The organism is Acidovorax sp. 93, from assembly GCF_003633835.1.
GTDB lineage: Bacteria > Pseudomonadota > Gammaproteobacteria > Burkholderiales > Burkholderiaceae_C > Acidovorax > Acidovorax facilis.
Window position 1 is genome coordinate 1,348,180 of sequence record NZ_RBIT01000001.1, and the last position, 22,776, is coordinate 1,370,955.

The following is a 22,776-nucleotide window of genomic DNA, read 5'->3' on the forward strand; positions in this document are numbered from 1 at the left end:
GGCCGGGGAGAGGGGGTGAAACGGGCGCGGCGCGGGTGCGGGCCCCCTCTCCCCAACCCTCTCCCGCGAGGGGAGAGGGGGTAACCCCCCAGCGCCCCTGCGTGTGCGTGGGCTGATGTTCCTGTCTGAGATATGTATTTCATGAGGGAAATTGGCCGTTACCGCCCATTGGATAAGCGCTAACAGCTATGAAAATAGGAGTAACCGCTTAGCGAATCGCCTCCGTCGCATCCCCATCCAGCATGCGCCGCGCAATGATGACGCGCATGATTTCGTTGGTGCCTTCCAGGATCTGGTGCACGCGCGCGTCGCGCAGCAGGCGCTCCAGCGGGTATTCGCGGATGTAGCCGTAGCCGCCGTGCAGCTGCAGGGCGTCGTTGATGACGGTAAAGCCTGCGTCGGTGGCAAAGCGCTTGGCCATGGCGCAGTAGGTGGATGCGTCGCGCGCACCGGCGTCGAGCTTGCTGGCGGCCAGGCGCACCATCTGGCGGGCGGCGACCAGCTCGGTCGCCATGTCGGCCAGCTTGAACTGCAGGGCCTGGAAGCTGGCGATGGGTTTGCCGAACTGCTTGCGGTCTTGCATGTATCGCTGGGCAGCGTTAAGTGCCCCTTGCGCCGCGCCCACCGAGCAGGTGGCGATGTTGATGCGGCCGCCGTCCAGGCCCTTCATGGCGATCTTGAAGCCTTCGCCCTCGCGGCCCAGCAGGTGGTCGGCAGGGATGTGCACGTTGTCAAAACTGATGGTGCGCGTGGGCTGGCTGTTCCAGCCCATCTTCTGTTCCTTCTTGCCGTAGCTGATGCCGGGCGCATCGGCGGGCACGGCAAAGGCGCTGATGCCGCTGGCGCCCGATTGCGCATCACCCGTGCGGGCCATGAGCACCAGCACGTCGGTGCTGCCTGCGCCGCTGATGAAGGCCTTGCTGCCGTTGATGACGTATTCGTTGCCCACCAACTCGGCCCGGGTCTTGAGCGAGGCGGCGTCGGAGCCCGCGCCGGGTTCGGTGAGGCAGTAGGACGCGAGCTTTTCGCCAGTGGTGAGCAGCGGGCCCCAGTGGTCACGCACGGCGGGCGTGGCCCAGGTGCCCAGCATCCAGGTGGCCATGTTGTGGATGGTGATGAAGGCGGTGGTGCTGGGGTCCACAGCCGCCATTTCTTCAAAGACCAGCGTGGCGTCCAGCCGGGGCAGGGCGAGGCCACCGGCGGCTTCGGGTGCGTACAGGCCACAAAAGCCCAGCTCGCCCGCCTTGGCGATGGCTTCCTTCGGGAAGATGCCTTCCTCGTCCCAGTGCGCGGCGTGGGGTGCGAACTCAGCTTGTGCAAAGTCGCGGGCCGTCTGGGCAAAGGCGCGTTGTTCTTCGGTGAGTTCAAAGTCCATGCTGCTTGTCTCGTTGGTTCTTGTTGTTCTGGGGTGGAGTTTTTAAGGCTTGGCAGACGGATGGTCCAGCGTCAGCCAGCGCATCAGGCCTCTGCGGCGGTTCTCGGTCTCTGCGGTGAGGCAGTCGTGGTACAGGCGCGGCCACTCGGGTTCTGACTCACTGGCGCGTGTGGCCTGCTTGCAGCGCGTGATGCGGTCGCGCTGCCAGTTGGTGTGCTCCTGGCGCAGCTGGGGGCGTTCATGGGCCGACAGGGCGCGCATCACATCACCGTAGAGGATGGCGATCTGCGTGTCCGCGACCTGGTAGGCCTTGACTGCGCACGCGTTGGTCTCTTCCAGACTACCGGCGTCGCGGCATGCTGCGCCTGCCTGGGCGTGCACGCTGGGGCTCAGCAACAACGCACCCACGGTGCCCGCGATTACAGCCACCGTTGACACCCAATTCTTCAGTTTGAAAATTTGCATGTCCTGCTTTTACCACCGACCAATGCAGTCGAAACCGGCGCGGCCCAATGCCAGCGCCACCGTGCAAGGGCCGCCATCTCACGGTTCAGGCACGGGTGGCGTCCCCCTTCGGCATCGCGCAGCGATGCAGAGAAAAGGGGGAAGCGGCGCAGCCGCTCAGGGCGGTTATTTCAGGCTAATTGTGGTGTTGACGCCCTGGCTCACCGTGCTGTCATCAAACCAGCGGGCCGTTACCGTCTTGGTCTGTGTGTAGAACATCACGACCTGTTTGCCGTATGGGCCCAGGTCACCCAGCTTGGAAGCGCGCGAGCCGGTGAACGAGAACAGCGGCACTGGCACAGGGATTGGCACGTTGATGCCGACCTGGCCCACGTCGATCTCTTCCTGGAACTTGCGCGCTGCTGCACCCGACTGGGTGAAGATGGCGGTGCCGTTGCCGTTGGGGTTGGCGTTGATGAATTCGATGGCTTCGTCGATGTCGGCGGCGGGCACCAGGGCCAGCACGGGGCCAAAGATTTCCTGGTCGTAGATGGCCATGCCGGGCTTCACGTTCGAGAAGATCGTCGGGCCCACAAAGTTGCCCTTTTCATAGCCGGGCACCGTGGGCTTGCGGCCATCGAGCTCTAGCGTGGCGCCGTCGGCAATGCCGCGCTCGATCAGGCCTTCCACGCGGGCGAGGGCGGCGCAGGACACCAGCGGGCCCACATCGGTGCCCTTTTCGGTGCCGCCGTTGACCTTGAGCGTCTTGGCCTTGGCCACCAGCTCGGGAATCCACTTTTGTGCCTCGCCCACCAGCACCACCACGGGCAGGGCCATGCAGCGCTGGCCAGCGGCGCCAAACGAGGCACCGGCAATCGCGTTGAGCGTTTGCTCCTTGTTCGCGTCGGGCAGGATGATGGCGTGGTTCTTGGCGCCCATCATGCATTGCGCGCGCTTGCCGGCCAGGGTGGCGCGGTTGTACACATGGGTGCCCACCTTGGTGGAGCCCACGAACGACACGGCCTTGATGTCCTTGTGGTCGCAGATCGCGTTCACGGCCATTTCGCCGCCGTGGATCACGTTGAGCACGCCGGGTGGAATGCCTGCTTCGAGCGCCAGCTCCACCAGGCGCATGGTCACCATCGGGTCTTGCTCCGAAGGCTTCAGCACAAAGGTGTTGCCCGTGGCAATCGCCATCGGGAACATCCACAGCGGGATCATGGCCGGGAAGTTGAAGGGGGTGATGCCCGCACACACGCCCAGCGGCTGCAGCAGGGTGTAGGTATCGACACCACCGGCCACGTTGTTGGCCAGCTCGCCCAGTTGCAAGTTGCCGATGCTGGCAGCGTGTTCGACCACTTCGAGGCCACGGAACACATCGCCCTCGGCGTCGGGCAGGGTCTTGCCTTGTTCTGCCGTCAGGATCGCGGCCAGTTCGGCCATGTTTTCGCGGATGAGCTGTTGGTACTTGAGGAAGATGCGGGCGCGGGTGCCGATGGGCGTCTTCTTCCAGGTCTTGAACGCTTCCTTGGCCGAGGCCACGGCGGCGTCGATTTCTTCAGCGGTGGCAAACGGCACGCGGGCCAGCACCTCTTGCGTGGCGGGGTTGACCACGTCGCGCCATTCAGTGGTCTTGGATTCGACGAACTGGCCGCCGATCAGCAGCTTGACGGTGGGGGCCAGTGCGGCCACGTTGGTGGGTGCGTTCATGGGTTTGTCTCCGGGGTGTGGTGAAGGGCCTGCAAAGGGGCCAACCTGTGCATGGTATGCGTGCAAATATGTAATTGCAATGCGTCAAATTGCAATTTGGATGTGCTTTTACGCACATTATTTGCCTTGCACCTTCGCCCTTCAGTTCATGGGCTTCCAGATGAAGGGGAAGCCTTTGGAGCTTGCGCTTCACCCCATCGACGGGAGGGTCCGCCTCCAGAAAAAAAGGGCAGGCCCTGCGGCCTGCCCCTTTTCCTGATGCGCGCAGCGCGGAGCACTCAATTTCTGGAGGGAAAAATGCCTTGCAAAGCGATGATGAAGCTAACAGCCAGAGACGGTTGCATCACGGAAACAGGCGAGTTGTTTCCAGCGCTTGTGGTGTTGCCAGTGCTCACCGGCAGTTGCGTATTGGCGCTGGCGCTGGGCGCGTACTGCGCATTGCGCTGGTTGGATGCTGCTGGTATCGCACCTGGACCCGGTTCCATGAGCGTGCCCAGGCTGGTGGTTGCGGGGGATGAGAGAGAGACGGTGTGCGTGTGTGCCGGTAAATTGGTGGAGAGCAACGTGACATTTTCGATGCCTGTAACCTCACCAAGGTTGCGATATGAAAGTCCCGGACCCTGACCTTGGCCCATGGGAACTCGCCCTCGCAGATCGGGCAGGCCGAAGGTCGTTTGCCCGTTTCCTCCATACGTGGTGCCCAGCAGGGCAAACAATGCAGAGTTTTGTGAGATAGCTATAAGTTGGCCATTGCAAAACGCCCAGCCAGCGGGGGCAAAGGTGCCTCCGAACATTCGTATTTCGCCGAGAAATGGATTGGACATAGGTGTACTCCTTAAGTCAAAAGATAGCCAGTGGTCCAGCCGCGCTGTGCAACGACTGCTGCTGGTGTGGGGTGTGAGGTAGGGTGTTGTCGTCGGGCGCTGACGCCCAAGAGGGTGCTTTCCCACAGGGGGCCCGCGCTGTCGGTGCCTGCATTCACCCATTGGCGCTCCCCGCGGGGGCCTACAAGGGGGGTGTGGTGCAGGCCGGCCCAAAGGTCGCGCATGTGGGTGCCCAGGGGAGCAGTGACCAGGGCTGTTCCCAGGGTGGCGCCCGCCTCGGCACCCAGCAGTGCAGCCGCCGTCCAGCCGAGGCCCGCCTGGGCCAAGCGGGCCCTCCAGCCAGCGTCGGCCGATTGGGCCTGGGGCCAGGTCGCAATCGTGTGCGCATGAACACCTGGGTTGTGTTCAGGCAGCCACGGCAAGCCCGCCAGGTTGGTGTGGAGCGCCGCAGAGTGCTTTTGCCACCATTGCGCAAAGCGCTGCGACTGGGGGCCCGAATACAGTGCAATCACCGCATCGGGCTGGTGCGAAATGATGGACTGCTTCAGGCCCCCAAATTCGGAGGCGTTGCCCGGCATGTCGGCAATGTGGCGGCCCACCACCTTCCCACCCAGCGCCTGCCAGCGTTGCTGAAAAGACTGCAGGAAGTCAAAGCCCGACTCGTGCCGCCCCATGCTGAGAAAGGCGCGCGGGCCGCATTGCGCGTACACCCGGTCGGCGAGGGCTGTGGCCATGGCACACAGTTCCAGGCTGTGGCGAACCGTCAGCGGGTGGGTATCAGACTGCGAAACCATGTCTGCGCCCGTGTCGCTGATCCACAGTGGCACGCCTGCCGACTCTGTCAAGGGCGACACTTTGTTTGCCAGCGCGGGAGGCATCCATCCCATCACCGCGTCAAACGGCCTGGCTTGAAGCGCCGCACCCACTGCCTTGGCTGGCGCTGACGGCAGCAAGCCTGCAGTCAGCCAGGTCAGGGCGACTTGGGACGAGGCTCCGGCCTGGGCCAGCCCCAACTCCACACCTTGCTGGTAGTCACGGGTCAGCTCCGGCAGTTTTGCAGAGCTGGGGGCGATGGCCAAGATGCGCCAGCGTGGGTTTGCTGTGCCCAGGGAGTTCAGGAGGGGGGTGGAAGCCTGAACGCCGGTGGCCGCTGCGGCCCCGCCGGTGGCCAGAAAATGGCGTCGATGCAGTGCCGCAATCATTGCAGTGCTTCCTCAGACTGGGTGGTAACTGCCGCAGGGCGGCTGCGCCGCTGCGCATGGAGCCTCTCGTAATGAGGTGCGATCCACTGCGCAGTCAAGGATTGGAGAAGGTCGCTTGCCATGCTGTGTTTGGTTTGTGTATCTGGTTCAAAGACTTCGTGGGGTTGCTTTCCATGCCGTGTGGCGCGCTCGCGCATTCTTTCGCGATCCGCGTGCGAGACCTGCCAGCGCATGTGGGGGAGCACCTGTGTTTCGATGGCATCGGGCAGTTGGGCGTAGTCGAGCAACAGCGCGCGTGTGGGGTCGAACTGCTGCGCCATGGCTGCGTAGATACTGCCAAGCACCTGGGCGCAGTGCAGCTCAGCAGACATGGCGGGCATTTCGCCAGGGTTGACCTCACCAAAGTTCAGACCCAGCGCGCCTGGGATCATAAAAAACGCACGCTCGCGCATCTGGGACACCAGCACCGCGAGCGGCTCGCGGGTGAGGAAGACCCAAGGCGCATCGGGCCAGGCTTTTGCAAACAGCGCTGCCTTGTCGGTGTTCCAGGCGTCCTGCTTGAGGCTCATGGTCTGCAGCGGTGGGCTGGCGCTGTCGCAGCGTTGCGCCCAGGCGCTGGTCCACGCGCGCAACGCACGGACTACCTGGGCTTCGTCGATCAGCCCACTGGCCAGCGCCTGTCTTACCAGGAAGTCCACGGGGCCGGGCTCAGACAGTTGCAGGTGGTGGGGGCTTTCTGCCAGCGTTTGTGTGATCAGGGTGGACCCGCAGCGCGACACATGGAAGATGACGAGCGAAGGATCGAGACCTGGGGATTGCTCATGCCAGGCCAGCAGGTCGTGAAGCGGCGTCTGGCGCCGAAACGCCAGGTGGAACGGGTGCCTCAGTTGATTCTGGATGCCATGCTGGAAAAACGGTTCACGCAGCGGCGTGTCCAGCAGGCGAGCCCAGTCCACCATCACCTGGCCCTGGGCGATGTAAAAGCGAATGGGTCGCCAGCCGCTGAAGTTCACAGTACCCATTGCTCAGTCCATGCGCGGCGCCCGGCCTTCATGGCCGACTCCACGTCCGATGCGTCAAATTGAAAGCCCGCGGCCTGCCCCATGTGCACCGACTCGCGCACGAAGTCGGCCAGGTTGGTGATGGTGCTGAGTCGCTCTGCGTAGTCAGCGCTGGTCCCCACCAGGTCGCGGAACTGGATGAACTGGCGCCACGGGTCATCCGCGTCGGGCAGGGGGTCACCGCAGTCGCTCGCGCGCAGGGCATCGACCAAGCGCATGTCCACCGAGGTGTCGGCCACCAGGTGGACTCGGCTCAGGGTTCCACGGTTGCGCACCCGGTGCGGGCGCGACACATCCACATACCAGCATTCGCCAGCGCGCAGCGGAATGCGCTCTCCATCCACATGGAAGAACACCCGTTCGCCGGTTTGTAGCGGCACATGCAGGCGGGCCTCACCGCGCCCCACACACAGGTCGGCGTCGGTGTGCTCCTTGATCTCGCAGCCCGGCAGCAATTGCATCAGCCGCACGGACTTCCATGGCAATGCCATGGTGTCCAGCATGGCGCGCAGCGTGGGGCATTGGTCCAGGGCCGGTGTGTCGGCATAGCGCGAGGCAGCCACATCCACGGGAACGACATCGATAGGTGCCTCGGGCGCAGAACGCAGCGCCAGCGCCTGCCATCCCCCGTCATGGCGGCCTTCATTGAAATGGGTGCGCCAGAGGGAGGCCGGCAGCGCATTCACCTCTGCCAGGGCGGCGGGGGTGTCAAACCGCCAGGGCAGCCGAGCTGTCTGCGCGCCCTGCACCCACAGGCCCCGTGGTGGCAGTTCAGCAAGCGATGATTCCGCAGACGTCATTGCGTGCAGATGGCGTAAGCACTGCAGGCGGTCGTCAAAGCGGGAACGCGGTAGGAGTTGAGCAGGCGGACTGACCAGCCCTGCACCCCGGCCGCACAAGCACCGCCTTCGACGGGGCGGTTGGCCGCCACATATACACCGTCTGCTTCGATCCCCCCAGCGCCACTGGCCCCTTCGTACCCGCCGCCGATGACTTTCTCGCCCGCATTGCAGCAGGAGGTCACAGCGCAGCTGTCTGCCGTGCCTGTGCCAGTGGCTGGCCGAATATTGACAGTGATCGCGTTGCTGCCTGCAGGACCCTGGGGGCCGGTGGCCCCTGTGGCACCTGCCGGGCCCACCGAGCCGGTGGCACCCGTGGCGCCGGTAAGGCCTGCTGTTCCCTGGGCGCCGGGTGTTCCCGCTGGTCCGGTAGCGCCTGTAGCACCGGCCGAGCCCGTGGCACCCGTTGGACCTGCGCTGCCCGTGGCGCCGGTGGCACCGGCCGGGCCGGTGGCGCCTGTGGCCCCTGTCAGGCCCGCCGGGCCTGTTGCTCCTGTTGCACCGGTGGCACCTGTCGCTCCGGTGGTGACCCCGGGAGCACATTGGCCCAGACGCCCGGTCGGGCCGTCAAAACACAGCACATTGGCATTGGTATTGGCCGTTCCCGAGAGACTGGGAACCCGCACTTCGCCAGAGTCTTGTACGCGCAGGCGCTCGGTATTGCCCGGCCCCTTGACCACGAATCCACCACCTGCCGGGGGCGTGAAACTTATATCCGCAGCGTGGACGGACACAGTGGCCAGTGCCAGGCAGGCCGGACCAGCCCAAAGCGACTTATAGGGAAAAGTGGTGCGTTTCATAGAGGTTGAAGGCTAAGGATGCGGGTGGGCGAAGCAGGGCAGGACAGGACAGGCCCCGTGGTGCGAAAAGATGGGAGGGGTGACAAATGGCCCGTGGCCGCGAAGGTGAACGCCCTGACAGGCGCGGGAGCCGGTGGGACCCGTTGCACGGCATGGGCATGCCGGCAGACAGCCCCGGAGGCTGCGCGAATGCGTTCATCTTTTCTCCCTTGCGCTGAACTGTTGCTGGCCGCCATGGCGGGTGTGTAGACCCGTATGGCTCTGGTTGCGGTGCGCTGCCCTGTTCTGTGTGCAGGTTTCAGCGCGGGCGGAGTGTGCAATAGAAAGCATACTGTGTAAATTGTTAAATGACATGTATCAAACGATACGTGGCGACATGACGTTCCTATCCCGTGGGTCTTGGTGGGGCCGGACCGGGCTGATTTCGGCGGCGCTGGGCCGGGTGTTTTTCCGCCATCTCTGCGCGGAGCGCCACAATCGGGCCATGGATTGGGACCATTTCCGCTATTTTCTGGAGCTGGCGCGCGCTGGCACGCTGGCAGGCGCCGCCCGTCGCCTTGGGGTGGAGCACACCACCGTGTCGCGCCGGTTGCAGGCGCTGGAAAAGCAGGTCGGCTCCGCCCTGTTTGCCCGTGAAGCAGGCGGCCACCGGCTGACCGAGGCCGGGCGGCAGCTGATGCCCAAGGTGGAGGCGATGGAGACGGCCTTTCTTGCGGTCGAGAGCGCGGCCCCGGGTGTGCGCCAGGGCCTGCACGGCCTGGTGCGCATTGGCACCACCGAAGGTTTTGGCAATTTGATCCTGGCGCCCCAACTGGCCCGCTTTGCGCTGGGCCACCCGGGTCTGGTGGTGGACCTGCTGGCGCTGCCCCGGCTGGTGCACCTGTCGCGGCGCGAGGCGGACATCGTGATCTCGCTGGAACGCCCGGCGCGTGGGGCGGTGCTGGTGGTCAAGCTCACTGACTATGTGCTGCAGCTGTACGGTGCGCGCAACTACTTGGCGGGTCATGCGCCCATCCATACGGCCGATGATTTGCGCGGCCACACCTTCATCAGCTATGTGGATGACCTGCTGTTCAGCAAGGAACTGCAGATCCTGGACGAACTGCACCGCCCGGCGCATTTTGTGCTGCGCAGCACCAGCATCCTGGCGCAGTACGAGGCGGCGCGTGCCGGCGCTGGGCTTGCGGTGCTGCCTGCGTTCGTAGCGGCGCAGGACCCGTCGCTGATCCCGGTGCTGCCTGGGCTGGCGCGGTTTCAGCGAACGTTCTGGATGTCGATGCCTGCAGAGAACAAACACGTTGCACGTATGCAGGCCACGTGGGCGTTCTTGCGCGAAGCCGTGGCAGCGCAGCAGGGGCTCTTGTTGCCAGCAGTTGTTTGAATTTGCTATATAAATAATAGCGTTTTGCGCTTTATCTACAAGCGCCAGGGCCTGTTTTTATTCATTTTTTGCCCACCAAAGCCGTGTTCATCCCGCTGGCGCCGGGGCCGATCAGTGCCGGGTTGCTGTGGCGGAGGTTCTCCACTCTGCTGGAACCCATTCATACAAAGGGCTGGGGTCCCGCTGCCAGCCCTGGGGCGCCACGGCCCGGGCCGTGCCTGCGGGCAGGCCGCCGCCTGGACCCATGTCGATGGCGGCCAGTTGCTGCATCCAGGTGACGTCCACGGTGCCGTCGGGCGCGGGGCGGGAGAAGATCAGCGCCAGCATCCGGCGCGCCTGGGGATCGCCGCTGCTGGCAGCGATCTGGTACAGGCGCACGGCTTCGGTGTAGTTGGCGGGAACGCCATCGCCCTGGTGATACCTCCGGGCTTCGATGTACCAGTCTGCTGCGCTGTAGCGTGCGGACCGTGCGCCCCCGGCGGGTCCGCTTTGGATGCGGCTGGTCAGCAGGCTGGCGTTCGCTGCCGCGGCTTCAGACCGTGTGGACGCCGACTGGAACTGGGCCAGCGCTTTTTCGAAGTCGCCTGCCGCCAGGTATTCCAAACCGAGTTCATTTCTGGCCTGTGCATTGCCCGCGCGGCTGGCCTCGGTCAGCAGCTTCAGCAGGGTGGGGCTCGATGGGGGCGGGGCCAACGCGCCTGCGTCCCGCGCCGGTGCTGCGGCACGGGGCTCGTCCATGGGGGCCAGTGCCTTGGCGGCATGCCATTGCAGGTACTTGGCCAGGCCAGGCTCTGTACGGCGCACCAGAGCGATCCAGTGCATGGCCGCGACCGGGTTGGGCGCTGCAACACAGCCGCTGAGCTGGCACCACGCCAGGCCGGCAGGTGCCAGTGGGTGGCCCAGCATTTGCGCGCGCTCGAACCAATGCTGGGCTTGTGGCGGGTCTGCGGGCATGGCCAGGCCATGCAGCGCCAGCAAGCCCAGCAACCAGGCCGCATCGGCAGGGGTCATGTCGGAGGTCACACGGACCGCAGAGGGGCGCTGTTTGCGCATGGCCGCCCCATCGCCTTGCGCTGTGCGGCGAAGTGTCTGCAACTTTTTCTCCCGGTCAGGATGGTCAGGCCCCGGTGCGCGTGGCGATGCTGCATGCAGGGAGGAACGTTCGATGGGGGCTTCGGCAGGTGAGGGCAGTGCATGCACGGACCCCAGCGCCGGCAAGGCCAGGCCCAGAAAGGCTGTGCCGACCGCTGCCAGTGCATGGGCCACATGGCCGCAGTTGAAGCGGCGGCGGGTGAGGGGCAGGGCGGTCATTGCTGGCTTGCGCGGTGCTGGATGGCCTGGCTTTGCGGGCCGGTCCTTACTTGCGCACAGCGGGTTGTGCGGGGGCGGGCGGTACCACCCTGCGGGGCACCACGTTCCAGTACACCGCGTTGCCCGTGTATCCCCCAGCGCCCCAGGCCGCCGCAAAGGCTTCGTTCAGCCGCTCCAGTGCGTGGTAGTTCTTGAGGGGCTTGAGCGGCGGGCCACGCAGCGCCTCCGGCAGCCGGGGCGTGCTGTCTTCGTCGGTGGCAAAGCAGGCGACACCTTCGGTGCCGGGGCTGGCCGCATCCATGATGAAACCGGGGTTGGGGCTCATCCAGTCGGGGATGCGGATTGCCTGGTTGGCAGATACCCATCCTGTAGGGTGTGCCTGATTGGGCAGCAGGCGTATGACGGTTCCGGTCGCATCAGCCAGATAGCACTGCAAATAGGAGGCCCGTGACACCGTGGCGGACAGGAAGATCTGCTCGCCCACTTCGAAGGCTGTGCGCTCCAGCAGCACGTTCTCGATCTGCAGGTTGATGGTGCGCTCGGGCGGTGTGGCGCCATACTTCACCGCACTTTGCGTGCTTGTCACCACATCGTCCAAAGCATCTGGCCCTGCCTGCCCTTCGGCGGCCTGTGCCACGGGCTCAGCATGCGTGCTGGCCCAGCCAATGCGGGCCAGCGTGCCCTGGGCCGAAAGTCCCACAAAGTTGCGCAACGCGCGTTCGTAGGTGGGGAAGTCCACCACCCCTGTCACCACCATGCCGTTGTCGGCCTGAAAGCGCGCCAGCGCCCGGCGCAATAGAGGGCTGTTGTCGGGCAGCGGTGTAGCGCTGGGTGCCAGATACCCCTGGCTGGCGAGCGAGCGCGCCACCAGCTGCGTGCGCACTGCAGGCGAGCCCTCGTCAAACCAGTCACGCAGCTGCCGCTGGAAATCCGGGTGGTTTTGCTCCAGCGTCAGGCACTGCCAGTACGGCACGCGGGCCCATTTGCCGACGAGCTCGATGGTGGCCAGATCCACCAGGGTCCGCACGGCGCCGCCCGATCCCTGCGTGTAGTCGCGCCCCACATTGAACTGGACTCCATAGGTGCCGATGCGCCCGGCCAGATCAACGCCTTGGCCGCCGTTGCCGATGATGACTTCGTTGGCCGAGTCGAGCCCGGGGATCAGCGTACGGGTGCGAAAGTCGCCCAGGTGCATCTCCAGCCCGATGATGGTGGCGTTGCGGCTCTGGCTGTAGCCCAGGTCGATCCGCGGTCCGGAAAGCCCCGTATCGAACCGGTTGTTGATGACGTTCTGGTCCACGTACGAGATCGATCCCGACAGGTACAGCGCGGGCCGCTGCAACTGCATCTGGTTGTTGTTGAGCAGGATCGTCGTGAGGTTCTGCACCGTGTCCTGGCGCGCAATGTCCACCTCGTAGTCGACGAAGCGGAACGCATTGCTCAGGCGCGACATCTGCGACAGCGCGGTGATCACCATGTCCTTGGTGGCCACGGTCACGCGGGTGGAGTAGTCGGGGATCTGCTTGCTGGTGATGAGCGTGGTCGGCAGCTGTGCGTCGCGCAGCAGGTGGTCCATGCACATCAGCGAATCGGAAAAGCTGGAGATGGAGCGGGTAGGGCGCACCACGGGCCGGTCGGTGATGGAGGCCAGGCTTTGAAACTCCTGGTCCTTGCGCTGGTCCCGGGGGGTGGCGCAGCCGCCAAGCACCAGTGCCAGCAGCACCGCCCCCAGCGTTGCGTGGTGGGGACCCGCTTGGGTGTGCTTGTCGGCACGGGCCTGGCCGAGTGCGATGGGCGGCATGTTGTCTCTCCTCGCTGCAGGAACTGCAGGGCAGAACGGGTTACTTGCAGATGTTGACGAGATCGCCCCGCAGCACCACCACCTGGGGGGCTTGGTTTGGGCCATATTTGCCCGTGCCCGTTGCGGCGCCCGATACGGTGTTGCTGCCCACCTCCTGAACGCAGGTCTTTTGCATGCCTTGCGCGTTGGCGGTGGTGACGACGTCGTTGTTGGTCGGAACGCCGCCCGGGTCGTCGGAGAAAGCCTTGGCCTCATAGCGTGCAATGCGGGCGCGCAGCCACGACGGCATGGTGCTGGCGTTGTCCAGGCCTGTGGATGCCGCTGCCGCCCCTGTGGGCTGCATCTGGATGGTGAGCTTTTTGGTGAGGACGACCGGGTCTTCGCCGGGGGCCTGGGCCCACGCCGGGACCGCAAAAAGCACGGCCGCGAAGGCGGCTGCCCATGTCGCCCAGTGTGCAAAAAAACGTGTGCTCATGGAACACCTCCTGGAAAGGGGAAAGGACCGCACCCGGGCTGCCAATGCAGCCATGCCAGTGCGCTCCTTGGCAAACACGTCCGGGCAGCTGCGCGCGGCCCGGACCCAGGCCGCCATCGGCCGTTGTGTGCCGCAGTGGCGGCGCTCTCAGTGGGGCCAGCCAACTGTCTTGGTGGGCTGGCAGGTGAAGCAGGCATTGTTCGAGGCAATGTTCTGCACGGCCTTGCTGTTGCTGCCGCTGGACAGGTTGTTGACCGACGAATTGATCATGGCGGTGAACTGGTTGGAATTGCCGCCGATGGTGACCTCGCCAACGTTGGAGGAGAGGTTCTGGCTGGCATAGGCTTCGCTGCCGCTGGCGGTGTTGGTCAGACTTCCGCCGAAACCGGTCACGGTCTGGACCGAGTTGCCGCTGATGGTGACGTTGCCTGTGTTGGAAGCGAGGTTCTGGAACGCTTCACTCTTTGCGCCTGTCGAGTTGTTGTTCACCGACACCGAAGTCAGGGACACAGACTGGGTGGAGTTCCCGGTGATGGTGATTTCCGGGCTGGAAGCTACGGGACCGGTGGCCAGGGCGGCAGTGGCAACGGCGCTGAGTGCGATGAAAGCAAGGGTTTTCATGACAGATCCTTCAAGGATGAACTTCGACACATGCTGCAACCGCAGCGAATCTGCGATGCAGGGCTGGACAGGCTGTCTGGTCAGTGCCCGGAAGGGGGCGATGGCCGTGTGGCGCTGTCTGGTTTCAGTGTGTTCCTGGATGTGTCGGCCGCAAATACGCTGGGCGGGCTACCTCAATCTATGGAGCGACCCGCTTCTTGCGTTCACTTTGCTTCCTCTGCCATGGTCAAAGGTGCGCACTGCTGTGAATAGGAAAAAGCGGGGAACGAGCGCTGAATTTCAGGTAGTAACCATTTGTGAAGTTTGTGAAGTTCACAATTAGTTATAGATTTCAATCTTTTTTTGCCGCATCTTGATGCGCCGCAGCCCCTTGGGGTGGCGCGCGGAAAAAATGGAATTGAAAGCCGCGTCGGCTTTGGAGCCTCGTACAGAGATACAGCAGCGAAAACCGTCATTGAGTCGCAATGGACCAAGTCCGCAGGAGTTTCTAGTGATGAGCAACTGGCAGCCTGACAACTCTCCGAACCCGCCCGTGCCGGCGTTGGCCTGCTTACCCTTTGCAGATGCAATGCCAGCGCCGCAGTGGTCATCTGGGCAATTCGACACTTTTGACAGCCCGCCTTCTGTGTGGCCTGCCTTTCTCACGGGGCAAAAGGCCAGCCCGGTGCGGGTGCTTCTGGTGGATGACGACCCGCATATCCGCCTTGTCATCGCCCAGGAGCTGATGGCAGATCCCCGCACCCTGCTCGTTGCGCAGGCCGGCAGCGTGAGGGAAGGGCGCAGAGCGATCAAGCAGCATGATTTTGATGTGCTGCTGGTGGACCTCAATCTCGGCGATGGCGATGCCTTTGATTTGCTGGGGCTCCTCAAGTCGGCGCGGCCTTCTGCGCAGGCCGTGGTCATTTCGGTCATGGAAAACGACGAGCAGGTCATGCGCGCATTCGAACTGGGAGCTGCAGGCTACGTGGCCAAGAACTCGTGGTTTCGCAACTATTCGATGGCGGTGCTGCAGGTGGCCAACGGTGGCGCATCCATCACGCCGAACCTGGCCCGCAGGCTGCTGCAGCGTTTTGACCGCATCCACGGCGCCGAGACCAAGCGGCGACAACCCGACGAGGCAGAGCGCCTGTCTGAGCGCGAAAAAGAAATCCTGCGCATGGTGGCCAGCGGCTACACCAGCGCCGAAGTGGGCTCGCGCCTGCTGATCAGCGGCATGACAGTCAACACCCATCTGCGCAACATCTACCGCAAGCTGCAGGTGCGCACGCGCGCGCAAGCGGTGCGTTTTGCCTCGCTGCGGGGACTGTTTTAGCGAGCGTTCATTGGGGGGAGCCGCTGTAGATGTGCAGGTCCCGGAAAGGCAGATGCCCTTATGTTTCGCACCCGCCCACCATGGTTTGCCGTCGTTTGCGTTGGTATCTGGCTACTACAGATGGCATTGATTGCCGTGGCATTTCACTGGATCGGGTCCGTAAGTTCGTCAATGCAGCGCTGGTGGGAACTGGCTGTGGTGGGCGCGACCATGGGGCTTGGTGCAATGCTGCTGGTGCAACTGCCCAGGGCCTTGCAGTGGCGCCCCCGGCTCAGCCCGCGGCCCAGTACGGAGGTCCTTGCCGAGCGGCGGCGCATCGCCAGGGATCTGCATGACAACCTGGGCGCCCAACTGGTCTGCGCCCTGGTCTTGCTGGAATCTTCGAAGCTCCGCGAGCCCGCGCTTCATGCGGCGCTGGAAAAGTGCCTGCTCGACCTGCGGTTGATCGTGGATTTCATGGACAGTGCGGACGCACCGCTGGCGGATCGCCTGGCGCAGCTGAGATACCGCATCTGTCCTGTGCTGGCGCAGCGCGGCATCCGCATGCTGTGGGATGTTGAAACGCCCCCATGTGCAGATTTTCCGCTCCCGGAGAGCACGACCCATCTCGTAGCCATTGTTCAGGAGGCCTTGAGCAATGCGCTGCAACATGCGCAGGGCACCGAGATCGAGGTGCGCGCGAGGAACCTCCTGGACACCGGGGCCTGGTGCATGGAAATCCGCGACAACGGCCGGGGTATGGAGCCGCCGGGGCCGCAAAGCACGGTGGCCACTGGCAAAGGAATGGCAGGGATGGCGCACAGGGCAACGCTGGCGGGTGGAGATTTGCAGGTGCTCTAGGGCGAGCACGGCGGCACCTGCATCCGGGTGGTGGTGCCCTGGGCACGCGCAACATGAAGCGCCACTCACCGTGGCATGCCTTGTTGCGATTGCTTTCAAGCTGATCGGCGGCGGGAGTGGACCAGCGGGCGCAAGTGGATAGGATCGCCTCGCTGCTGTCCTTCGCCCCACGCTGATTTCCCATGCCTGACCCAAGCCTGCCTCCATCCACTCCACCCTGGTGTGTGCGCCACCGCGCCGCAGCCCTCGTCACCCACGGCGGACGGGTGTTGCTGCACCAGCTGGACGGCGACAGCTTCTGGGCTCTGCCCGGCGGCGCGATCGAGCCTGGCGAGAGCGCGTGCGATGCCCTGGCGCGCGAGCTGCAAGAAGAGCTGGGCGCGGACAGGGGCACGTGCATCGCCGTGGGCTCCCTGGCCGTGGTGGCTGAGAATTTTTTTGCCTATGGGGGCGTGTCGTACCACGAGATCGGGCTGTATCTGCGCGCCAGCCCTCTGCCCGGCAGCCCGTTGGCAGCGACTGATGGCCCCTATGACGGCGTGGAGGGCGCTCGCAGGCTGGTGTTTGCTTGGTTTTCTGCCGCCGAGCTGGCCGGCTTGGATATTCGGCCTGCCTTCCTGCGGGCATTCCTGGGCGACTTTTTGAAGCAGGAGCCCGCAGGCGTTCTGCACATCGTGCACCGCGATACTCCCCCGCAAAAAACGGATGGAACGGCTGGTGCCCATCAACACACTGCCCTCACCACAGGATGACGACGATGACTCCCCAAAATTCTCAGGCCCATCCAACCCGCTGGGTCCGGCTCACCGCACTGCTTTTGCTGGTCTCCCTGGCTGCCTGTGGTGGCGGCGGCTCGGCCGACGGACCCACCGCAGGTGCCGTTGCGCCATCTCCGGCCCCGGCCCCGGCGCCCGCACCGGGGGCATCCCCTGCACCGTCCGTGCCCGGTGCGCTGTCGCCCACCTACACCGGCGAAGGCACGTTCTACGGCGCCACGGGCGAGGGCAACTGCACTTTCGACGCGAGCCCCGGCAACCTCCTGGTGGCGGCGATGAACGGCCCTGACTACGCGGGCAGTGCCGTCTGCGGCCAGTTCGTGGCGGTGACCGGGCCCAAGGGGGCCGTCACCGTGCGCATCACCGACCAGTGCCCCGAGTGCAAGACGGGCGACCTGGACCTGAGCGAGTCCGCATTCGCCCGCATTGCCGACCCCGTCGCAGGCCGTGTTCCCATCCGCTGGCATGTGGTGCCGGGGGATGTGACGGGCCCGGTGAGCTACCGCTACAAGGAGGGCAGCAGCCGCTGGTGGGTGGCCATCCAGGTGCGCAACCACCGCTTGCCCATCACCGGGCTGGAGATCAAGCCCAGCGGCAGCGCAGACTGGATTGCCGTGGCGCGGACCGACTACAACTACTTCGTCCACCCCAGCGCGATCGCCACAGGCCCGCTGCAGGTTCGCATCACCGCTCTGGGCGGCGCCACGTTGATCGACACGCTGCCAGAGCCCTCTGACGGAGTTGTGGTCGCGGGGGCCGGGCAGTTTCCGTGAGCGTCCTGTTTCGTCACCCTCTGACCCTCTGACCCTCTGACGCCAAGCCGTGAACCCTCTCGAACTTCAGTCCTATCTGCACCAGCACATCCCCTTGTCCCAGGCCATGGAAGTCACCGTGGTCGAGGCATCGCCGCACCAGGTGGTGCTGAGCGCGCCGCTGGCTCCCAACATCAACCACCGCGAGACGGTGTTTGGCGGTAGCGCGTCGGCCGTGGCCATCCTGGCTGCGTGGTCGATGTTGCACCTGCGGCTGTCGGCCGAGGGGCTGGGCAGCCGCCTGGTGATTCAGCGCAACACCATGGACTATCTGGCACCCATCGACGGCACCTTCACCGCCGTGGCCCAGGCTCCTGCGCCAGAGACCTGGCAGCCGTTCACCCGCATGCTGCAGCGCAAGGGGCTAGGGCGGATCGCGCAGGCTTCCGCGCTGCACTACCAGGGGCAGCCTGCGGGCCAGCTGGTGGGGGAGTTTGTGGCCTTTGGGCCTGGCTATTCATAGCCGTTGAGGTACAACACGCGATCCAACGACTTCACCGGAGCACAAAACATGGGACTGCTTGATGGCGTGATGGGTAACGCATCCAAGATTGATGCTGCCAAGATTCAGGAGGAATTCAGCCGCATCCTGGCCCCGGGGGAGGTGGTGGAGCATGCCTACCAGCTGATCCGCGACTATTTTGTGTTTACCAACAAGCGGTTGGTGCTGGTGGACAAGCAGGGCATGACGGGCAGCAAGGTCGAATACCACTCCCTCCCGTACAAGAGCATCACGCACTTCAGCATCGAGACCGGTGGCACGTTCGATCTGGATGCAGAGCTCAAGATCTGGATCTCTGGCTCAGCAGCGCCGTTTCAAAAGCAGTTCAACAAGAAGCTCAGCATCTATGAGGTGCAGTCGGTGCTGGCCAGCTACGTGCTGAAGTAACGCGGTTTACCCAGTTTCATCCGGGCATTGCAGCAATGGGGGTCGCGTACCCTCAGCTCACTGGGCGAAGCGGTGGCCTGTCCTTTTGACACAGGCACCGGGGCTTTCGTCACACAGGAGTTCACAGCGATGTCCCCCCTTATCTCTGGCCTGGCTTCGGTCGCCTCCTTGATTTTCAACGCCACCGCCGGTGGCCCTGGCAAGTCGTCTGCGTCGCGGCGCAGCGGGGCCGATGTGGAACCCGAGCCGTCTGCCGTGCTCACCCTGAGCCCGCAGGCGGAGGCTCTGGCGGGCTTTGCAGGCAAGGGCATCCTGGTGTCGCAGGGCAAGTTGGAGAACACCCTCGGTGCGGTGGCACGCGGCAGCGCGGGTTCGGCCGCCAATGCAGCGTCGGCCGCGTTGTCGGGCCGCCCGGTGTCCACTCAGGATTTTCAGGAACTGCTGACCCGTTTTGGCGCCGACGATGCGCAAAAGGCGCAACTGACGGCGGGCTTTGATGCGAACAAGGACGGCTCGATCACGCAGGATGAATTCTTGAAGGGCCTGGCCAAGACCAAGGGCGCCCAGGCGGGCAGCGACTTCTCGCAGGCCGTGATGCAGTTGATGGATCGCAGTGGCAATGCCGATGGCAGTGTGGCGGACAAAGAGTTTGCTGCGTTTTCGACCGCGTTTGCCGCGACGGGCGCCAAGCGGGCTGGGGTGGCGTAAGCGGCGGCTTCGTCTGGGCGCGATACGCGGTTCCGTTCACAAAAAAGCACAACGGCCCGAGACGGGCCGTTGTGCTTTTTGCGGTGGCCGCTGCCCACTTTTCAGGGGCTGGCGGCATGTGCGCAGTGCGGTCGGAGGTCTATATCCGACCCATGAGCAGCAAGATCACCAGGATCAGCACCACCAGGCCAATCCCGCCGCTGGGTCCGTAGCCCCATGAGCGGCTGTGGCCCCAGGTGGGCAGCGCGCCGACCAGGATGAGGATCAGGACGATCAGGAGAATCAGCGAGAGTGACATGGCGGTTCCTTGTTGTGGTTGCGGTGAATGCATTGTTGGGTGCATCCAGCGCGCTACCCGCAGGTGCCACGCCCGCACGGTGGTCAGGGTTTTCCGACACGCCGTGTGGGATGGAGGGCTGAGGTCGTGCTGATGGGAAACAATAAAGTGCTATTGAAAATATAGCTGTTAGCGCTTTATGGATAAGCGCTAGCAGCCAATTTTTATCAAATTAGTGCGCCCCGGCTGCATCTGCAGCGCCTGCGCCCCCCGTTCTGGCGGGGCGGCGGGTCAGCCAGATCAGACCGATCAACAGCAGGAACAACCCGGCGGAGCCCAAGAAGATGTCGTTGGCCGCGCGTGTGAACGCCTGCTGGTCGATGAGCCGGTTGATCTGCGCCAGCGCCTGCATCTGCGTGAGGCCGGACGCGGTGAGGTTGTCCAGCGTTTGCGCAAATACGCCCTGGCCCTGCACCAGCCCTTCGGTCAGGTGCGCATGGTGCATGGCGGCGCGGCTCTCCCACAGCGTGGTGGCGATCGACGTGCCCATGGCACCGGCGGTGATGCGCACGAAGTTCGACAAACCGGCCGCTGCAGGTATGCGGTCAGGCGCGATCCCCGCCAGCGTCAGCGTGGTCAGCGGGATAAAGAAGAACGCCATGGCAGCCCCCTGCAGCAGGGTGGGGATCAGGATGTGGATGAAATCCGTCTGCACCGTGAACTGCGAACGCATCCACAGCACCGTGCTGAACACAATGAACGCGCCTGTGGCCATGCGGCGCGGGTCCCACTGGCCTACCTTCTTGCCCACCAGCGGTGTGAGCAAAATGGCAAAAATGCCCACCGGCGCCAGCGCCATGCCGGCCGAGGTGGCGGTGTAGCCCATCCACTGTTGCAGCCACAGCGGCAGCAGCACCACGTTGCCGAAGAAGAGGGCGTAGGCCACCGACAGCGCCAGCGCACCAAAGGTGAAGTTGCGGCCCTTGAAGAGCTTCAAGTCCACCACCGGGTGCTTCTCGGTCAGCTCCCACACCAGGAAGACCGCAAACGCCACCACCGCGACCACGGCCAAGGTGATGATCTCGCCCGAGGCGAACCAGTCCAGCTCCTTGCCCTTGTCGAGCATGAGCTGCAGCGCGCCCACCCACAGCACCAGCAGGCTGAGGCCCACCGTGTCGATGGGCAGCTTGCGGATGGGTGTCTCGCGCTGGCGGTAGATGCCCCAGGTGAGCAGCCCGGCCAGCAGGCCCACGGGCACGTTGATGTAGAAGATCCACGGCCAGGAGATGTTGTCGGTGATCCAGCCGCCCAGCAGCGGCCCCACCACGGGTGCGACCAGCGTGGTCACGCCCCACAGCGCCAGGGCCGTGCCCGCCAGGGCCTTGGGGTAGCTGGCGAGCAGCAGCGTCTGGCTGAGCGGGATCATCGGCCCGGCCACCAGGCCCTGCAGCACGCGGAAGAACACCAGCATTTCCAGCGACGAGGCAAAGCCGCACAGCCAGGAGGTCAGCACAAACAGCATCACGCTCATGGTGAACAGGCGCACCGCGCCAAAGCGCTGCGTGAGCCAGCCGGTGAGCGGCACCGAGATGGCATTGGCCACACCAAAGCTGGTGATGACCCAGGTGCCCTGGCCGGGGCTCACGCCCAGGTCACCGGCAATGGCAGGGATGGAGACGTTGGCGATGGACGAGTCCAGCACGTTCATGAACGTGGCCAGCGACAGCGAAAGGGTGCCCAGCAACAGGGCGGTGCCCTGCAGCGGTGGATAGGCGGCGGGGGCCGGTGGTTGCATAGCTGCGGGCGTCGCCTTCGCGGGCGCCTGATCGGCTGCGTCTGCAGTGGGGTTGGCGGCGGTCATGCGCTTCCACCCCGTTTACTGCACCACAGGCGACTGCACTGCCGAGGCCACCGGGGCCGAAGCGTGTTGCTGCTGGCTTTGCGCTGGCGCCTTGCCCACCTTGGGCGATGCCACGGCCACGGCCGCCTTGCCGCTGCGGCCCAGGTTGGCGGCGATGATGTGGGCCACTTCGTCGTCGGCGGCCTTGAACTGCGCGTCGAAAACAGCGGTGGCGGCCACGGGCGTGGTGCGCTGTGTGTCGGCCAGCGTCTTGCCGCTCTGGTCGGCGGTGTCCACCTTGACTTCCATCGACAGGCCCACGCGCAGCGGGTGCTCCGCCACTTCCTTGGGGTCGAGCGCGATGCGCACGGGCACACGCTGTACCACCTTGATCCAGTTGCCGGTGGCGTTCTGCGCGGGCAGCAGCGCAAAGGCGGCGCCGGTGCCGGCGCCCAGGCCGGTCACGGTGCCGTGGTAGACGACCTTGGTGCCATACACGTCGGCCTCCAGCTCGGCGGGTTGGCCGATGCGCAGGGTCTTGAGCTGGCTTTCCTTGAAGTTGGCATCCACCCACAGGTCGTTCAGGGGCACCAGCGTCATCAGCGGGGCACCGGCCTGCACACGCTGGCCCACCTGCACGCCGCGCTTTGCGACGTGGCCGTCCAGCGGAGCGACCAGCTGGGCGCGCTGCACGGCCAGGTAGGCCTCGCGTACGCGGGCCGAGGCACGCGCAACGTTGGGGTGCTGCTCGATGGAGGTGCCTTCGGTCTGCGTCTGGCTGGCGGCCAGCTGCTCTTGCGCGGCCAGCACGGCCGACTGGGCGGCGGCCACGGTGCTCTTGGCGGCTGCCAGCTGGGCAGTGGCGTGCTGGAACTCTTCCTTGCCCACGGCGCCGCTGGCCATCAGCGGTGCGCGGCGGTTCACGTCATCCTGCATGCGGGCGGCATCGGCCTGGGCGCGGGCCAGGTCGGCGCTGCGCAGGCTGACCTGCGCCTTCAAGGTGGCGTTGTTGGCGTACAGGGTGCGCACTTCGCGCACGGTCTGCGCCAGCTGGGCCTCGGCCTGCTCCAGCGCCACGCGGGCGTCGGCGGGGTCCAGCTTGACCAGCAGTTGCCCGGCCTTCACATAGTCGGTGTCATCCGCGCCGATGGACACCACGGTGCCTCCGATCTGCGGCGTGATCTGCACCACGTTGCCCGCCACATAGGCGTTGTCGGTGGTCTCCACATGGCGGCCATTGGCCCAGTGCCAGCCGCCCCAGCCAATGGCCACCAGCGCAACGGCGGCGGCAATGATCGTGAGGCCCCGGCGGCGGGCGGTGTTGGCTTCGTTGGCGGTGAGGGGTTCGCTGTTAGCGGTCATGGCGGTGGTCTTTCAGGAATGTGTTGTTATGTGTTTTTGATCGGGTCGGGCCTTGCCAGCTACTCACGCAACGGGCGCGGCCGAGGCCAGTGCACCCGTGGAACTGGCTTTGCCAG

At 64.8% G+C, this 22,776-nt stretch carries 23 protein-coding genes; 8 read left to right on the top strand and 15 right to left on the bottom strand.

The genetic code is table 11. The features are described from left to right. Positions 1-208: 208 nt before the first annotated feature. The 8 genes from C8C93_RS06090 to C8C93_RS25220 all read right to left on the bottom strand — a co-directional run bounded on the left by C8C93_RS06090 (position 209) and on the right by C8C93_RS25220 (position 8,255). The gene (locus C8C93_RS06090) at positions 209-1,375 is read right to left on the bottom strand and encodes an acyl-CoA dehydrogenase family protein (protein WP_121506252.1); all 1,167 of its coding nucleotides are present in this window, start codon (positions 1,373-1,375) and stop codon (positions 209-211) included. Between the two features lie 42 nt (positions 1,376-1,417). Further along, positions 1,418-1,840 (bottom strand): lysozyme inhibitor LprI family protein, encoded by a 423-nt coding sequence (locus C8C93_RS06095; protein WP_121506253.1) that lies wholly within the window; start codon positions 1,838-1,840, stop codon positions 1,418-1,420. A 165-nt stretch (positions 1,841-2,005) separates the two neighbouring features. Further along, positions 2,006-3,529 carry a CoA-acylating methylmalonate-semialdehyde dehydrogenase gene (locus tag C8C93_RS06100; protein ID WP_121506254.1) on the bottom strand — a complete coding sequence of 508 codons (1,524 nt, stop codon included), beginning with the start codon at positions 3,527-3,529 and terminating at the stop codon, positions 2,006-2,008. A 278-nt stretch (positions 3,530-3,807) separates the two neighbouring features. After that, the gene (locus C8C93_RS06105) at positions 3,808-4,353 is read right to left on the bottom strand and encodes a phage tail protein (RefSeq protein WP_121506255.1); all 546 of its coding nucleotides are present in this window, start codon (positions 4,351-4,353) and stop codon (positions 3,808-3,810) included. 11 nt (positions 4,354-4,364) lie between these two features. Further along, positions 4,365-5,555, bottom strand: coding sequence for an ABC transporter substrate-binding protein (locus C8C93_RS06110; protein ID WP_121506256.1), 1,191 nt, complete (start codon positions 5,553-5,555; stop codon positions 4,365-4,367). Further along, positions 5,552-6,577, bottom strand: coding sequence for a sulfotransferase family protein (locus tag C8C93_RS06115; protein WP_121506257.1), 1,026 nt, complete (start codon positions 6,575-6,577; stop codon positions 5,552-5,554). The genes C8C93_RS06110 and C8C93_RS06115 overlap by 4 nt, the downstream gene beginning before the upstream one ends. Next, positions 6,565-7,416: an aspartyl/asparaginyl beta-hydroxylase domain-containing protein gene (locus C8C93_RS06120; protein ID WP_121506258.1), complete on the bottom strand. Its 852-nt coding sequence runs from the start codon at positions 7,414-7,416 to the stop codon at positions 6,565-6,567. The genes C8C93_RS06115 and C8C93_RS06120 overlap by 13 nt, the downstream gene beginning before the upstream one ends. Next, on the bottom strand, positions 7,413-8,255 hold the full coding sequence (locus C8C93_RS25220) for a collagen-like protein (RefSeq protein ID WP_199726989.1): 843 nt from the start codon (positions 8,253-8,255) through the stop codon (positions 7,413-7,415). Before C8C93_RS25220 ends, C8C93_RS06120 begins: the two co-directional genes overlap by 4 nt. Before the next feature lie 484 nt (positions 8,256-8,739). On the opposite strand from C8C93_RS25220, the gene C8C93_RS06130 reads away from it, so the two are divergent. Next, entirely contained in the window at positions 8,740-9,636 is an 897-nt protein-coding gene (locus C8C93_RS06130) for a LysR family transcriptional regulator (protein WP_121506259.1), read from the top strand. A gap of 111 nt (positions 9,637-9,747) precedes the next feature. Here the strand turns inward: C8C93_RS06130 and C8C93_RS06135 are convergent, their stop codons facing one another. The 4 genes from C8C93_RS06135 to C8C93_RS06150 all read right to left on the bottom strand — a co-directional run bounded on the left by C8C93_RS06135 (position 9,748) and on the right by C8C93_RS06150 (position 13,844). Beyond that, positions 9,748-10,947, bottom strand: a complete 1,200-nt coding sequence (locus C8C93_RS06135) for an SEL1-like repeat protein (RefSeq protein WP_121506260.1) — start codon at positions 10,945-10,947, stop codon at positions 9,748-9,750. 46 nt (positions 10,948-10,993) lie between these two features. Next, on the bottom strand, positions 10,994-12,748 hold the full coding sequence (locus tag C8C93_RS06140) for a DUF4384 domain-containing protein (protein WP_121506261.1): 1,755 nt from the start codon (positions 12,746-12,748) through the stop codon (positions 10,994-10,996). 40 nt (positions 12,749-12,788) lie between these two features. Beyond that, positions 12,789-13,223 (bottom strand): hypothetical protein, encoded by a 435-nt coding sequence (locus C8C93_RS06145; protein ID WP_121506262.1) that lies wholly within the window; start codon positions 13,221-13,223, stop codon positions 12,789-12,791. 147 nt (positions 13,224-13,370) lie between these two features. Further along, the gene (locus C8C93_RS06150; RefSeq protein ID WP_121420263.1) at positions 13,371-13,844 is read right to left on the bottom strand and encodes a hypothetical protein; all 474 of its coding nucleotides are present in this window, start codon (positions 13,842-13,844) and stop codon (positions 13,371-13,373) included. 568 nt (positions 13,845-14,412) lie between these two features. Between C8C93_RS06150 and C8C93_RS06155 the strand changes: the two genes are divergently transcribed. The 7 genes from C8C93_RS06155 (at position 14,413) to C8C93_RS06185 (ending at position 19,181) form a co-directional block, all read left to right on the top strand. Then, a complete protein-coding gene (locus C8C93_RS06155) occupies positions 14,413-15,156 on the top strand; it encodes a response regulator transcription factor (RefSeq protein ID WP_121422759.1) in 744 nt (247 codons plus the stop codon). 120 nt (positions 15,157-15,276) lie between these two features. Then, positions 15,277-15,996 carry a sensor histidine kinase gene (locus C8C93_RS06160; RefSeq protein WP_158603244.1) on the top strand — a complete coding sequence of 240 codons (720 nt, stop codon included), beginning with the start codon at positions 15,277-15,279 and terminating at the stop codon, positions 15,994-15,996. Positions 15,997-16,178: 182 nt separating this feature from the next. After that, positions 16,179-16,748, top strand: a complete 570-nt coding sequence (locus C8C93_RS06165) for an NUDIX hydrolase (RefSeq protein ID WP_121506264.1) — start codon at positions 16,179-16,181, stop codon at positions 16,746-16,748. 5 nt (positions 16,749-16,753) lie between these two features. Continuing rightward, positions 16,754-17,545: an expansin EXLX1 family cellulose-binding protein gene (locus C8C93_RS25605; protein ID WP_121506265.1), complete on the top strand. Its 792-nt coding sequence runs from the start codon at positions 16,754-16,756 to the stop codon at positions 17,543-17,545. Positions 17,546-17,594: 49 nt separating this feature from the next. Further along, entirely contained in the window at positions 17,595-18,047 is a 453-nt protein-coding gene (locus C8C93_RS06175) for a YiiD C-terminal domain-containing protein (RefSeq protein WP_055397783.1), read from the top strand. Between the two features lie 48 nt (positions 18,048-18,095). Then, a complete protein-coding gene (locus C8C93_RS06180) occupies positions 18,096-18,473 on the top strand; it encodes a PH domain-containing protein (RefSeq protein ID WP_121506266.1) in 378 nt (125 codons plus the stop codon). A 129-nt stretch (positions 18,474-18,602) separates the two neighbouring features. Then, entirely contained in the window at positions 18,603-19,181 is a 579-nt protein-coding gene (locus C8C93_RS06185; RefSeq protein WP_121506267.1) for a hypothetical protein, read from the top strand. 139 nt (positions 19,182-19,320) lie between these two features. Here C8C93_RS06185 and C8C93_RS06190 read toward each other — a convergent pair whose 3' ends face one another. The 3 genes from C8C93_RS06190 to C8C93_RS06200 all read right to left on the bottom strand — a co-directional run bounded on the left by C8C93_RS06190 (position 19,321) and on the right by C8C93_RS06200 (position 22,660). Further along, positions 19,321-19,479, bottom strand: coding sequence for a DUF3309 family protein (locus tag C8C93_RS06190; RefSeq protein ID WP_007856361.1), 159 nt, complete (start codon positions 19,477-19,479; stop codon positions 19,321-19,323). Positions 19,480-19,690: 211 nt separating this feature from the next. Further along, complete coding sequence (locus C8C93_RS06195; protein ID WP_305000486.1) at positions 19,691-21,319, bottom strand: DHA2 family efflux MFS transporter permease subunit; 1,629 nt, start codon at positions 21,317-21,319, stop codon at positions 19,691-19,693. A gap of 15 nt (positions 21,320-21,334) precedes the next feature. After that, positions 21,335-22,660: an HlyD family efflux transporter periplasmic adaptor subunit gene (locus C8C93_RS06200; protein ID WP_121506268.1), complete on the bottom strand. Its 1,326-nt coding sequence runs from the start codon at positions 22,658-22,660 to the stop codon at positions 21,335-21,337. Positions 22,661-22,776: the final 116 nt, after the last annotated feature.

Coding starts and splice junctions, on each gene's coding strand:
- C8C93_RS06110 (WP_121506256.1), bottom strand. CDS start 5,555: ATGATTGCGGCACTGCATCGACGCCATTTTCTGGCCACCGGCGGGGCC.
- C8C93_RS06165 (WP_121506264.1), top strand. CDS start 16,179: ATGCCTGACCCAAGCCTGCCTCCATCCACTCCACCCTGGTGTGTGCGC.
- C8C93_RS06130 (WP_121506259.1), top strand. CDS start 8,740: ATGGATTGGGACCATTTCCGCTATTTTCTGGAGCTGGCGCGCGCTGGC.
- C8C93_RS06185 (WP_121506267.1), top strand. CDS start 18,603: ATGTCCCCCCTTATCTCTGGCCTGGCTTCGGTCGCCTCCTTGATTTTC.
- C8C93_RS06100 (WP_121506254.1), bottom strand. CDS start 3,529: ATGAACGCACCCACCAACGTGGCCGCACTGGCCCCCACCGTCAAGCTG.
- C8C93_RS06135 (WP_121506260.1), bottom strand. CDS start 10,947: ATGACCGCCCTGCCCCTCACCCGCCGCCGCTTCAACTGCGGCCATGTG.
- C8C93_RS06150 (WP_121420263.1), bottom strand. CDS start 13,844: ATGAAAACCCTTGCTTTCATCGCACTCAGCGCCGTTGCCACTGCCGCC.
- C8C93_RS06115 (WP_121506257.1), bottom strand. CDS start 6,577: ATGGGTACTGTGAACTTCAGCGGCTGGCGACCCATTCGCTTTTACATC.
- C8C93_RS06090 (WP_121506252.1), bottom strand. CDS start 1,375: ATGGACTTTGAACTCACCGAAGAACAACGCGCCTTTGCCCAGACGGCC.
- C8C93_RS06155 (WP_121422759.1), top strand. CDS start 14,413: ATGCCAGCGCCGCAGTGGTCATCTGGGCAATTCGACACTTTTGACAGC.
- C8C93_RS06145 (WP_121506262.1), bottom strand. CDS start 13,223: ATGAGCACACGTTTTTTTGCACACTGGGCGACATGGGCAGCCGCCTTC.
- C8C93_RS06105 (WP_121506255.1), bottom strand. CDS start 4,353: ATGTCCAATCCATTTCTCGGCGAAATACGAATGTTCGGAGGCACCTTT.
- C8C93_RS06200 (WP_121506268.1), bottom strand. CDS start 22,660: ATGACCGCTAACAGCGAACCCCTCACCGCCAACGAAGCCAACACCGCC.
- C8C93_RS25220 (WP_199726989.1), bottom strand. CDS start 8,255: ATGAAACGCACCACTTTTCCCTATAAGTCGCTTTGGGCTGGTCCGGCC.
- C8C93_RS06095 (WP_121506253.1), bottom strand. CDS start 1,840: ATGCAAATTTTCAAACTGAAGAATTGGGTGTCAACGGTGGCTGTAATC.
- C8C93_RS06190 (WP_007856361.1), bottom strand. CDS start 19,479: ATGTCACTCTCGCTGATTCTCCTGATCGTCCTGATCCTCATCCTGGTC.
- C8C93_RS06160 (WP_158603244.1), top strand. CDS start 15,277: ATGGCATTGATTGCCGTGGCATTTCACTGGATCGGGTCCGTAAGTTCG.
- C8C93_RS25605 (WP_121506265.1), top strand. CDS start 16,754: ATGACTCCCCAAAATTCTCAGGCCCATCCAACCCGCTGGGTCCGGCTC.
- C8C93_RS06195 (WP_305000486.1), bottom strand. CDS start 21,319: ATGACCGCCGCCAACCCCACTGCAGACGCAGCCGATCAGGCGCCCGCG.
- C8C93_RS06180 (WP_121506266.1), top strand. CDS start 18,096: ATGGGACTGCTTGATGGCGTGATGGGTAACGCATCCAAGATTGATGCT.
- C8C93_RS06140 (WP_121506261.1), bottom strand. CDS start 12,748: ATGCCGCCCATCGCACTCGGCCAGGCCCGTGCCGACAAGCACACCCAA.
- C8C93_RS06120 (WP_121506258.1), bottom strand. CDS start 7,416: ATGACGTCTGCGGAATCATCGCTTGCTGAACTGCCACCACGGGGCCTG.